General features: G+C 61.7%; 12 protein-coding genes. 9 read left to right on the top strand and 3 right to left on the bottom strand.

Features of this window, described 5'->3' with window-relative positions:
* Positions 1-88 precede the first annotated feature (88 nt).
* Positions 89-721 carry a ribosome biogenesis GTP-binding protein YihA/YsxC gene (gene yihA, locus ACIQUS_RS00180; RefSeq protein ID WP_285864449.1) on the bottom strand — a complete coding sequence of 211 codons (633 nt, stop codon included), beginning with the start codon at positions 719-721 and terminating at the stop codon, positions 89-91.
* A 192-nt stretch (positions 722-913) separates the two neighbouring features.
* Here yihA and ACIQUS_RS00175 point away from each other — a divergent pair, with 192 nt between their 5' ends.
* The 7 genes from ACIQUS_RS00175 (at position 914) to ACIQUS_RS00145 (ending at position 8010) form a co-directional block, all read left to right on the top strand.
* The gene (locus ACIQUS_RS00175; protein ID WP_403041343.1) at positions 914-1216 is read left to right on the top strand and encodes a c-type cytochrome; all 303 of its coding nucleotides are present in this window, start codon (positions 914-916) and stop codon (positions 1214-1216) included.
* A 33-nt stretch (positions 1217-1249) separates the two neighbouring features.
* On the top strand, positions 1250-1867 hold the full coding sequence (locus ACIQUS_RS00170) for a c-type cytochrome (protein WP_403041340.1): 618 nt from the start codon (positions 1250-1252) through the stop codon (positions 1865-1867).
* Between the two features lie 174 nt (positions 1868-2041).
* Entirely contained in the window at positions 2042-2674 is a 633-nt protein-coding gene (gene dsbA / locus ACIQUS_RS00165) for a thiol:disulfide interchange protein DsbA (protein WP_403041338.1), read from the top strand.
* A 9-nt stretch (positions 2675-2683) separates the two neighbouring features.
* Entirely contained in the window at positions 2684-3541 is an 858-nt protein-coding gene (locus ACIQUS_RS00160) for an endonuclease/exonuclease/phosphatase family protein (protein ID WP_403043000.1), read from the top strand.
* Positions 3542-3569: 28 nt separating this feature from the next.
* Entirely contained in the window at positions 3570-5477 is a 1908-nt protein-coding gene (locus ACIQUS_RS00155) for a diguanylate cyclase (protein WP_403041336.1), read from the top strand.
* A 60-nt stretch (positions 5478-5537) separates the two neighbouring features.
* Complete coding sequence (locus ACIQUS_RS00150) at positions 5538-6311, top strand: N-acetylmuramoyl-L-alanine amidase (protein ID WP_403041334.1); 774 nt, start codon at positions 5538-5540, stop codon at positions 6309-6311.
* Positions 6312-6390: 79 nt separating this feature from the next.
* The gene (locus tag ACIQUS_RS00145; protein ID WP_403041332.1) at positions 6391-8010 is read left to right on the top strand and encodes an EAL domain-containing protein; all 1620 of its coding nucleotides are present in this window, start codon (positions 6391-6393) and stop codon (positions 8008-8010) included.
* A 12-nt stretch (positions 8011-8022) separates the two neighbouring features.
* On the opposite strand, the gene ACIQUS_RS00140 is transcribed toward ACIQUS_RS00145, so the two are convergent.
* Positions 8023-9810, bottom strand: a complete 1788-nt coding sequence (locus ACIQUS_RS00140) for a KinB sensor domain-containing domain (RefSeq protein WP_403041330.1) — start codon at positions 9808-9810, stop codon at positions 8023-8025.
* Positions 9807-11153, bottom strand: a complete 1347-nt coding sequence (gene algB / locus ACIQUS_RS00135; protein ID WP_403041327.1) for a sigma-54-dependent response regulator transcription factor AlgB — start codon at positions 11151-11153, stop codon at positions 9807-9809. The genes ACIQUS_RS00140 and algB overlap by 4 nt, the downstream gene beginning before the upstream one ends.
* Positions 11154-11468: 315 nt before the next feature.
* On the opposite strand from algB, the gene ACIQUS_RS00130 reads away from it, so the two are divergent.
* Together ACIQUS_RS00130 and ACIQUS_RS00125 are read left to right on the top strand one after the other, a co-directional pair.
* Entirely contained in the window at positions 11469-11741 is a 273-nt protein-coding gene (locus tag ACIQUS_RS00130; RefSeq protein WP_403041324.1) for a hypothetical protein, read from the top strand.
* 43 nt (positions 11742-11784) lie between these two features.
* Positions 11785-11949 carry a DUF1328 domain-containing protein gene (locus ACIQUS_RS00125; protein WP_285864437.1) on the top strand — a complete coding sequence of 55 codons (165 nt, stop codon included), beginning with the start codon at positions 11785-11787 and terminating at the stop codon, positions 11947-11949.
* Positions 11950-12004: the final 55 nt, after the last annotated feature.

Below are 12004 nucleotides of genomic sequence, written 5' to 3'. Positions count from 1 at the left end.
CCCTAGCGGTCCGGAACTTGAACCCCGAACTTCCCCCTCCCCATACGAAGTCCGGGGTTTTTTTTGCCCGGTGTTTGCCGGGCAGCCCTTATTCGGCGGGCTTGTCAGGCAGTTCCATCCAGTTGGCCAGCACGCCGTAGGCTTCTTCAACGCCCTGACGCTTTGGCGCCGAGAACAGCTGGATGGTCACGGCATCGCCCCAGCCCTTGCGGATTTCCGACTGCACCTTGAGCAGGGTGTTCTTGGCTGCGCCGAAGGTCAGTTTGTCGGCCTTGGTCAGCAAGATATGCATGGGCATGCCGGCCGCCTGGGACCAGTCGAGCATCATTTTGTCGAAGTCGGTCATCGGATGGCGCACGTCCATCATCAGGATCAGGCCCTTGAGGCACTCGCGGCTGCCCAGATAGGCCTCCAGGTGCTTTTGCCAGTGCTGCTTGAGCGGGATCGGAACTTTTGCATAACCGTAGCCCGGCAAGTCGACCAAACGCCGTTCATCGTCCAGACTGAAGAAATTCAACAGCTGGGTGCGCCCCGGGGTTTTCGAGGTGCGCGCCAGGCTGGCGTGGGTCAAGGTATTCAGTGCGCTGGACTTGCCGGCGTTGGAGCGGCCGGCGAAGGCTACTTCATAACCCTGGTCTTGCGGGCACTGGTCGACCTTGGCAGCGCTGAGAGCGAATTTGGCCTGTTGGCAGAGACCGAGGATGGGGTTTTTGACTTGCATGGTTTATCCGGTTGGGCGTTGCGCGAGAGGGTCTCGGCGGGTGGTGTCGTTTCCGTTTCAGCAACGGGAGTATATAATGCCCCAGTTTTTGTGTGCGCATTATCCCAGCGTAGGAGGATGTGCACGGGGGCATCGGATTCAAGCTTGCGCAGTAGAACGCAGTGCAGCCCCCAACCCTGAAAGGTCGTTCGCATGACGAAATGGCTGCTTGTTGTCGGTGTCTTGATACCGTTTTTCAGCGCTCAGGCTACACAGGATCCCGAGGTGTTGTACAACCGCAGTTGCGCGGCTTGTCACGCCGGGCAGCTGCCACAGGCCCCGCAAGCGGGTGACCGTGCGGCCTGGGAGCCAAGGCTGGCGCAGGGTATAGAGGTACTGGTGGTGCGTGTCACCCAGGGTTTCAAGGCTATGCCGCCGCGTGGATTGTGCATGGACTGCAGTGCCGAGGACTACCAGGCGATCATCCACTGGATGAGCCAGAGTCCCGATACATAACTCTTTCACCCTTAGCCGTAGTTGGATTAGCTGATGAACAAACTACTCGTGAGTCTGCTGTTGACCTTGGGTGTCACTGGTGTCGCCAGTGCCGCAGACAGTATCAAGGGCGATGCCGCTGCTGGTCAGGCCAAAACTGCTGTATGTGGCGCTTGCCACAACCCGGATGGCAATAGCCTGGCGCCGAACTTCCCGAAACTTGCAGGCCAGGGTCAGCGGTACCTGGAGAAACAGCTTCACGATATCAAGTCGGGCAAGCGCACCGTGCTGGAAATGACCGGCATGCTAGCAGCTTTCAGCGACCAGGACCTGGCGGACATCGCCGCCTACTTCTCCAGCCAGAAAGGCAGCGTGGGCGCGGCCGATCCGAAGTTGGTCGAGCGTGGCAGGGCCCTGTTCAACGGCGGCGACCTGGAAAAAGGCATGCCCGCCTGCACGGGCTGCCACTCGCCGAACGGCGCAGGCCTGGCCCTGGCCGGCTTCCCGCACCTGGGCGGCCAGCACTCGCAATATGTGACCAAGCAGCTGACCGACTTCCGCGAAGGCAACCGTACCAACGACGGCGACGCCATGACCATGCGTTCGATTGCGGCCAAGCTCAGCAACAAGGACATCGAAGCGCTGTCCAGCTATATCCAGGGCCTGCACTGATCCCGGGGTGATACGTTAACGCTGGGTTAATACTGCGGCGTAATGATGAAAAGGGCGACTTCGGTCGCCCTTTTTTATGCCCGCTGCCGTTACACTAACGAACTCGGGCCCGCTTCGACCTGTCTTAATCCAGGTCGTGTCGAGGCGACCCAATAGACTGCTCAGGAGTGAAGCATGCGTAATCTGATTCTCAGCGCCACGCTGGTTGCCGCCAGCGTGTTCGGTATGACCGCCCAGGCCGCCGAGCCTATCGAAGCCGGCAAGCAGTATACCGAGCTGAGCAACCCGGTACCGGTCTCGGTGCCTGGCAAGATCGAAGTGGTCGAGCTGTTCTGGTATGGCTGCCCGCATTGCTATCACTTCGAGCCGACCATCAACCCATGGGCTGAAAAGCTGCCCAAGGATGTGAACTTCAGACGCGTACCTGCCATGTTCGGCGGCCCATGGGATGCCCACGGCCGGATGTTCCTGACCCTGGAAGCCATGGGTGTGGAGCACAAGGTCCATGCAGCCGTGTTCGATGCCATCCAGAACCAGCGCAAGCAGCTCACCAAGCCGGAAGACATGGCTGAATTCCTGGCCACCCAAGGTGTGGACAAGGACAAGTTCCTGACCACCTTCAAGTCGTTCGCTATCGACGGACAGGTCAAGCAAGCACGGGACCTGGCCAAGAAGTACGATGTCAAAGGCGTTCCCGCCATGGTCGTCAACGGCAAGTACCTGTTCGACCTGGGCACTGCCGGCGGTCCGGAAGGCGTGCTGAACGTCGCCGACCAGCTGATCGCCAAGGAGCGCGCCGCCAAGTAAGCGGCGCCCATCATGCGCCGCTGGAGAACCGAGCGTAGCGTTGGCCTGCACCATCCGCAGGTCAACGAACATCACCTGCAGGCTAACGGCCTGCCAGAGGATGGCCGACTGCGCCTGCTCAGTTTCAACATCCAGGTGGGCATCAGTACCGAGCGTTACCGGCACTACCTGACCAAAAGCTGGCAGCACCTGCTGCCGCACACTGGACGTGCCGGCAACCTGCAGAAGATCGGTAGCCTGTTGGGAGATTTCGACCTGGTGGCGCTGCAGGAGGTCGATGGCGGCAGCCTTCGCTCCGGCTTCGTCAATCAGGTCGAACACCTGGCCCAGCTCGGTGCCTTCCCCTACTGGTACCAGCAGCTCAACCGCAACCTCGGTCGGTTTGCCCAGCACAGCAATGGCGTACTCAGTCGGCTCAAGCCGCAATTGCTCGAAGATCACCCCCTGCCAGGTCCTGCTGGGCGCGGGGCAATCCTGGTGCGGTTTGGCGAGGGCAAAGATGCCCTGGTCGTCGTCATGATGCACTTGGCGCTGGGTTCCAAGACGCGCGCCCTGCAACTGGCCTACATCCGCGAACTGATCGGCGGCTACCGTCATCAGGTGCTGATGGGCGACATGAACACCCACGCCAACGACCTGCTCGAGCGCTCGCCCCTGCGCGACCTGGGCCTGGTCGCCCCTCAGGTGCAAGCCACCTTCCCCAGCTGGCGGCCGCAGCGCTGCCTCGACCATATCCTGCTCAGCCCGAGCCTCACCCTGGAGCGGGTCGAGGTCCTGGCCCAGCCCATTTCCGATCATCTACCGGTCGCGGTTGAGATTCGTTTGCCTGATGCACTGACTGTGGATACGCTGCCCGCTTTGAGCTAATTGCCATCACCCGTTTGCGGACCCAGGCATGACCGACGAAGCCCAGCGCTGGAAAGAAAAGTACCTCAAGAGTATCGAACAGCAGGAAAAGCTGGAGCGCCGTTGGGAAGCCCGCCTCGACTTGTTGCGCCGTGGCCTGGTGCGCAGCACCCTGGCTGCCGAGGGTAGTGACCGGGCGGTCGACCAGTGCATGAAGGAAATGCGCGAAGTCATCCGCACCGACAACATGGATGCCGCCCTGGCCGGCCTGATTCCGCGCCTGGAAAAAGCCGTGCTCGACTCCGAGCAGCGCCGCGCAACCCGTATTGCCCAGGTGGGCACTGCGCTGAACTCGCTGGTCACCCAGCTGCAAGGCCTGCCCCTGCCCAGCGAAGTCAGCCGGCCATTGAAGAAGTTCGCCAAGCAACTGGAGGCCCGTGCCAGCCAGTCTCGCGAGATGCCGCTGCTGCTGGGTGAGCTCAGTGGCCTGCAGGGTCAGGCACTGGCGGCGCTGGAGCGACCTGAAGAGGCGCAGCGTCCCGGTCTGCTGCAGCGCCTGTTCGGTGGGCGCGAGGAGGCGCCGGAGCTCATGTTGCAGCCGGTGTTGGCAGGCGAGGCCCAGGCCTCGGCGCCAGTCGTTGTCCAGCCTGTGATGTTGCCAGCTGTCGAACCTGTGCCCACGGACATTGAGCCTGCGGACGTCGACGAGTTGCAGCCCCTGGAGGTGGCACAGGCTGTCCAACCGGACGTGCCGGTCGATGCAGCGCAGGTGGACGAAGCAGCGCAAATGCCGCTGGTACCGGAAGAAGACGATCCTGTCGTGACAACGACCGCTGAGGACGCACAGCCCCAGGCCAGTGAAACACCTGACGAAGCTGCGCACTATGCCCTGCCCGACGGCACCGAACCGTCCTATAGCTCGGTGGCCGAGCATATCGAGGATACCCTGCTGGGCCTGCTCAATGACCTGAGCTTGCCGGAACGGCACAAAGCCCAGGCACAATCGGTACGCGAACGTCTGGAACATGGCCTGAACTGGTACGAACTGCTGCCTGTACTGGATGATCTGGCCGTGCTCATGCTGGCCATCAACGACAGCGGCCAGCATGAGTTCGAAGCTTACCTGCAACAACTGAACGAGCGCCTGGAGTCCTTCCAGAGCCACCTGCAGGAAGCCAGTGCCGGTCATGCCGACAACAGCACGGCTGCCCGGGACCTGGACAGTCAGTTGCGCGAACAGGTCGACGGCCTGCAGAGCAGTGTCCAGGGCGCAGCCGACCTGGACAGCCTCAAGCACATTCTGGAAAACCGTCTCGAAGGCCTGCTGGGCACCATGGACCAGCACCAGCGCCAGCGCGATCAGCGTGAGCAGGAGATGGCCGGCCGCCTGCAGGGACTGGCCGAGCGTGTAGCCAGCATGGAGCAGGAAGCCATGGGCTATCGCGAGCACCTGGAGGAGCAGCGGCAGAAGGCCCTGATCGACCCGCTCACTGGCCTGCCCAACCGCGCCGCCTGGTCGGAGCGGGTAGACCAGGAGGTCCTGCATTGGCAGGAACAGGGCGGGCACCTGCTGATGGCCATCCTCGACCTCGATCATTTCAAGCGGATCAACGACAGCTATGGCCACCTGGCCGGTGACAAAGTGCTCAAGATTGTCGCCAACGAACTGCGCAAGCGCTTGCGTGCACGGGACTTCATCGCCCGGTTCGGCGGTGAGGAGTTCGTCTTGCTGGTTCCGCAGACCTCCCTGGTCAACGGCTATCAGCTGGCGCAGAACCTGCGTCAGGTGGTCGAGGCTTGCCCGTTCCACTTCAAGGGCGAGCGCGTCACCATCACCCTGTCGATCGGCATCAGTGCGTTTCGCCCTGGCGAGCGTAGCGAGGTGGTGCTCCAGCGTGCGGACGAAGCGCTGTACCGGGCGAAACATCTGGGTAGAAATCGGGTCGAACAGGGATAAGTGGCCGACCCGTAGATACGTTATGCTATTGCATTGCAAATCATCACATGTGCCCATCCCATGAAAGCGTTTTTCACCGCGCTCCTGCTGTTGACCCTGGCAGGCTGCAGCAGCGGCTTGCGGATCGACCGCAGCCACCCGTCGGTCAACCAGGACAACCGTATCCAGTTCGTTGTCCTGCACTACACCAATGCCCCGCTGGACCGCTCCCTGTCCTTGCTGACCCATGGTGAGGTCAGCAGCCATTACCTGGTCGGCGACTCACCGGCCACTATCTATCAGCTGGTCGATGAAAGCCGTCGCGCCTGGCATGCCGGCGACAGCCAGTGGGACGGCCGGACCTGGCTCAATTCCAGCTCCATTGGCATCGAGATCGTCAACCCCGGCTTCACCGATACGCCGACAGGGCGGGTCTGGCAGCCTTACACCGAAGCGCAGATCGAGGCGCTGATCGCGTTGCTCAAGGATATTGTCAAACGCAACAACATCCAGCCCCGTTACATCATTGGCCACAGTGATATTGCGCCGGCGCGCAAACTGGACCCGGGTCCGCTGTTTCCCTGGAAGCGCCTGGCCGATGCTGGCCTGGGTGTCTGGCCTGATGCGCGCGCGGTAGCTCAGCAGCAGGCCCGGTTCAACATCAACCCACCGAGCATCACCTGGTATCAGCAGCAACTGGCACGTTTCGGCTATGCAATTGAGCAGACCGGCGTGTACGACGTCAGCACCAAACATGTGCTGGCAGCGTTCCAGATGCGCTTCCGTCCGCAGCGTTTCGACGGTGTGCCAGACGCCCAGACAGCCGCGATGTTGCAGGTGCTCAACAGCCGTTGATTGAACGGCGCCGCCCAACGGGCAGGCTGACTTCTCTGCCAGTTGCTATACCTCTTGGTATTCAACTGGGTGTTTCTTGATGTCAGCTGCCTTGTCCTTGTTGCGCCACGTGCTTTACCGCCCCTGGTTACTGGCCTCTCTCGCGGCTTCGGCCAGCGCGATCCTGTTGCTGTTAGCCAGCGTCGGCGTGGCCATGCACCAGGTGCAACAGAGCGAAAGCGAGCAGATGAACGCCAAGGGCGAGCGCTTCCTCGCCCGACTGGAGCAGATTTTCGGGCAGTTGCGCGAAGGCGTCGATGAGCTGCAGCTACAGCCCTTGCGCGGCTGCGACGCCAATATGCTGCGGGCCCTGCAGCAGATCGGCTTCAACTATCGCTTCGTTTATGAGGCCGCCTATGTCGATGGCACCATGGCCTGTTCCAACCGGATTGGCGAACGTACGATCAAACCCTTGCGGCCGCCAGACATCAAGGGGCCGACCTACAGCTACTGGCTGAACACCACGACCGAACCGGACGATAATATCGCTGCGCTGATGCTCGGGCGCGGCAAGTTTCTCGTAGCCACGTCCCGTGGCCACCTGACCGATGTGGTCGACCTGCCGCCGAAGGGGAGTTTGCTGGTGGTGCTGGATAACGGTACCCGCGCAGTGCCGGTACTGGGCCCGCCACAGACCTGGCCGCCGTCGGTCGACTGGCCACCGAAGTCCCGGGATGCACTGCTGGAGCTGCCTGACCGGTTGATCTACCGAATGCCGACCAAGTCACCCGATTACCAATTGGTCCTGATCGCCCCCCGGGCCAGCCTGCCATTGAAGATGAACGGTGTGCTCTGGCTGTTATTTCCCGGCAGCCTGGTCCTGGCCTGGTGCATTGGCTGGTTGGTGCTGCAACTGGTGCGCCAGCGTCGCTCGATGAGTTCCGAGTTGCAGGGGGCCTTGCGCCGCGGCGAGCTGCAGGTGTTGTATCAACCGATTTTCGAACTCAACAGCCGCCGTTGTGTCGGCGCCGAAGCCCTGGTGCGCTGGCGTCGACCCGATGGCACCCTCACAAGTCCCGAGCTGTTCATTCCCCTGGCGGAAAATACCGGGCAGATTCGCCAGATCACCGATTTTGTCCTGCAGCGGGTGCTTGAGCAGCTCGGGCAGGTGCTGCGGGCCAACCGGCAACTCTATATCTCGGTCAACCTGGCGGCCTGCGATGTGATGGTGCCCAGGATCGGGCGGGTCGCGGCGCGGCTGCTGGCCTTGCATCATGTGTCGGCCAGCCAGATTGCGTTCGAGGTTACCGAGCGAGGCCTGATCGATGTGGTGGTCGCCCGTGACAACCTGCAAGCCTTGCGCGCGGTCGGCCATCAGGTGCTGATCGACGACTTCGGTACCGGCTATTGCAGCCTCGCCTACCTGCAGACCCTGCCGGTGGATTGCCTGAAAATCGACAAGGCCTTTATCGATGCCCTCGGCCATGATGCCGCCAGCAGCGGCGTGGCGCCCCATATCATCCGTATGGCCCATGCGCTGCAACTGCGGGTGATTGCCGAAGGTATCGAATATGAAGACCAGGCCATGTTGCTCAACAGCGAGGGGGTGAATTACGGCCAGGGCTGGCTGTTCGCCCATCCGCTCAGTGCCCGTCAGTTCGTCGAACTGATCACCCGCGGTCGCCGGGTGATGTCCCGGCGAATCGATGATGAGGCCTGAACCCGAACCGCGTCAGACCGGCAGGGCCATGTAGAACTGGGATCCCTGCCCTGGACGTGAGTAAACCCCCATGCGTCCGCCATGCAGCAGGACAATCTCCTTGCACAAAGCCAGGCCCAGACCTGCCCCGCCTGTCTTGCGCCCGACCTGGACGAACGGTTCGAAGATCCGTGCCTGTTGGCCGTAGGCAATACCCTCGCCATTGTCTTCGATGCTGATGATCACCCGCTCGGCATGCCGCCTGGCGTGCAGGCGAATGCTACCGGCTACCGGGGTATGGCGCACGGCGTTGTCCAGCAGGTTATCCATCACCCGGTCCATCTGCGCCGGATCGATCAGCAGGTGTGGCAGCGGCGTCGCCAGTTCCACTTTCAGTTCAATCTTTTTGTCTCCTGCCGCCCCGGCAAAGCGCTCACACGCGCGGGCCAACAGTTCGTCGACCGCGCAAGGGATCAGTTCGAGCTTCTGCTGGCCGCTCTGGTAGCGGGAGAAATTCAGCAGGTCGTTGACCAATTGGGTCAGGCGCTGCATCTCTTCGGTAATGGTTGCCAGCAGGTCGGTTTCTCGGGAACCCTCTGCAAAGTTCAGGCGTTCACGCAGCAGGCCGAAAGCCATGTGCATGCTGGTGACGGGCGTGCGTAACTCGTGGGAGGCACGCAGGACAAATTCACTGCGCACCCGCTCGAACGCGCGCAACTCGGTGACGTCATGGAGCACCATGACTGCGCCGAGAATCTGCCCTTCAGGATGGCAGACCGGGGTCAGGCTGTAGGTCAGCAGACGTGGCTCTTCATCTATTTCCAGGCTCAGGTCTTCCGGCGCCCGCTCCAGGCTGCCGCCACGCAGCACCAGGCGCAGTTGCTCATCGAGTTCCGGGCGCTGCAAGGCTTCACCCAGGCCACTGCCCAGGCGACTGGCGTCCCAACCCAGTTGCCGCTGGGCCACCGGGTTGATGTGTTCCAGGCGGCCTTTGCGATCGATGATCAGCAAACCGTCATCGATACTGTCGAGCACCGCTTGCAGCCGTTGCTGACCGGCGAGCAGTTCGTCGATGTTGGTTGCCTGGTGCTTGCGCAAGGCTTCGGCCATCAAGCCAAAGCGTCGGGTCAGCTGGTTCAGCTCCAGGGTCTGGGACACCGGCAGGGTCACCTTGAAGTCGCCCTGGCCGATCTGGTCGGCGGCCTTGGCCAGGGCCTCGACAGGCTGGCCGATACGTTGGGCAATGCCATGGGCGGTGACGAAACCAAGGATCAGTACCGCCAGCCCTACCAGCCCCAACAGGCCTGAAATCAATAGCGCGCGTACATGGGACTGCTGTTGGCTCTGATTGAGTTGCTCCAGGGCGTGCTTGTGCGCATTGACCAGGTCACTGCGCAAGGTATTGAACGCCTTGCCCAGCGGCTGGTCGGCGTCGAGGCTGCGTGGCGAAGCAGCGTTGTTGCGCAAGGCCTGCAGGTAGTGTTGATAGCTGCGCCTGGCGTTGGCGAATCCTTGCGGGCTGCCGCTTGCGCTTTCATGGCTGGCGCCTTCGTCGAGCAATTGCTGGAATTGCCGTTGCAGGGGCTCAAGGGCCCGTGCGTTGCTCGAGTCGTCGAGGATCCGGGTCAATTGTTCGCCGAGGTTCTGCCGCAGTTTCAGGCCCAGTTCCAGGGTGATGGAGTTTTCCCGGATCATGGCCTGCTGCGAGCTGGCCATCTGCAGCACGCCGACCAGGCCCAGCAGCAACCCCAGCAGGGCGACGGTCATCAGCGCCGAGATGCTGAGGAAAAGCCGTGTGCGCAGTTTCATTGCCCATTTCATAGGTTGTATTGCTTGCGCTTGCGGTACAGGGTCGAGGCATCGATCCCCAGGGTCTTGGCCGCCTGGTCGAGGGTTTCACTGGTGGCTAGCACCGCTTCGATGTGCGCCCGTTCCAATTCATCCAGGCTCAAGGCGGCGCCGATGCGGGGTGCATTGCCCGCTGGTTGCTCGGCCATGCCCAGGTAGTTGACCTCGACCCGCTCCTGGGGGCAGATGATGCTGGCGCGCTCGATCACGTTGCGCAGTTCACGAATGTTGCCTGGCCAACGGTAATTGAGCAGCGCCGCCTGTGCTTCATCGCTGAAGCCACGTGCAGGGCGTGAGTATTCTTTGACGAAACGGGCCAGGAAACGGTCGGCCAGGGCCAGGATGTCCTCGCTGCGTTCGCGCAGCGGCGGCAAGTGCAGGGTGATCACATTCAGCCTGTACAGCAGGTCTTCGCGGAAGCGCCCTTCGCGCACCATGTCCTCCAGATTGAGGTTGGTCGCGGCCAGAATGCGCACGTCGGCGCGGCGGGTCACCGGGTCGCCGATCCGCTCGTATTCCTTGTCCTGGATGAAACGCAGCAGTTTGGGCTGGAGGGTAAGGGGAAAATCGCCGATTTCATCAAGAAACAGGGTTCCGCCATCCGCCTGGCTGACCCGGCCCAGGGTGCTTTCGCTGGCCCCGGTGAACGAACCCCGGCTATGGCCGAACAGCTCGCTTTCCATCAACTCGCCTGTCAGCGACGGGCAGTTGATGGTCACACAGGCTTTGCGTGCCCGTTTGCTCCAGCCATGGATGGCGCTGGCCAGTTCGCCCTTGCCGGTGCCCGATTCACCAAGAATGAGGATATTGGCATCCGTGCTGGCGACCTGGCGGGCAGTCTCCAGCACCGCCATCATGGCCGGGCTGTGGGAGTCCAGGCCGTCCTTGGGCTTGCGCAATTCACCTTCCAGCGCTTCCAGCCTTGCCGACAGCTGGCGAACTTCCAGTTGCTTGGCGGTGGCCAGGCGCAGTTGGTCGGGGCTGCAAGGTTTGACCAGGTAGTCGGCGGCGCCGGCCTGGATCGCATCGACTGCGGTATCGACCGCCGAATGGGCTGTGACGATGACCACCCGCATCCAGGGCGCCTGGATGCGCATCTGGGCCAGGACATCCAGGCCATTGTCTTCGCCCAGGCGCAGGTCGAGGAAACACAGGTCGAAGACCTGGCGTTGCAGCAGAGTTTCGGCCTGGGCCGCGCTGGTGGCGGTGGCCACGCTGTAGCCTTCATCCTCCAGGCAGTAGCGGAAAGTGCGCAGGATGGCGGACTCATCATCGACCAACAGAATGCGGCCTTGGTGCTCCTGAGCTGACTCCATTTCCTACGCTCCTTTTAAGAATGTACTAGGTTAGTGTCGGAAATATCGGGCAAGTTGCATGATTTATTCTGATTCCCCCCTGTCTTTGCATACTAGCTTGTGGCCGAGAGGGCTTGAGTTGCTGTCTCTGGTGCCGGGCCGATCATGCAAATCGCACGGTGCCACCGGAGGGATCGTGCAGGATACGGGCTCATACGCGCGCGCCAGCTTTTTAACTCATTGATTTATATGGACGCTTAATCAAGGAAAGGCTGGCATGCACGCTGCAATGACTGTTGTAAGACAACAATCAGACTGCAGCAGGAGGAGCACGGCATGAGCCACCATACCGCCACTTTCGTGCAGATTTCCGAGCTTCGGCTGTGCCAGGGGCTGTTCTTCAGTCTGCCTGTGCTGCTGACCCTGGTTGCCGGTCAGCTTCATCACGCCTGGCAGGATGCCCAAGATACCCGCGTCGTCCCTGCCCGTTCAGCCCTGGTGGTCAGGGCGCCAACGCCTGGCGCCACGGTATTGATGCGAACCCGGCCGACGGCGGCTATCACCGTCACCATCGAGGCTCCGCTGCCACGTGAACGCTGGGTGTTCTGACGCTGCACAGAAAATTGCTTTCCCAACGGTAAGGAGAATCACCATGTTGAGCTGGGCCATCACCTTCCTGATTATCGCCATTGTCGCTGCCGTGCTGGGCTTCGGTGGTATCGCCGGCGCCGCTACCGGTATCGCGAAGATTCTCTTCATTGTCTTCCTGGTGCTGTTCGTGGCTTCCTTCATCTTCGGTCGTCGCGGTAGAGGTTGACCATGCAAGGGACGCTGTACAGAGCCCTGGCTGCCACCCTTATCAATAGGTGGCA

This window comes from Pseudomonas sp. NPDC090755, assembly GCF_044769005.1.
GTDB lineage: Bacteria > Pseudomonadota > Gammaproteobacteria > Pseudomonadales > Pseudomonadaceae > Aquipseudomonas.
Note: the sequence above shows the minus strand (reverse complement) of the source record. Positions and strands in the feature narration are given on the sequence as shown.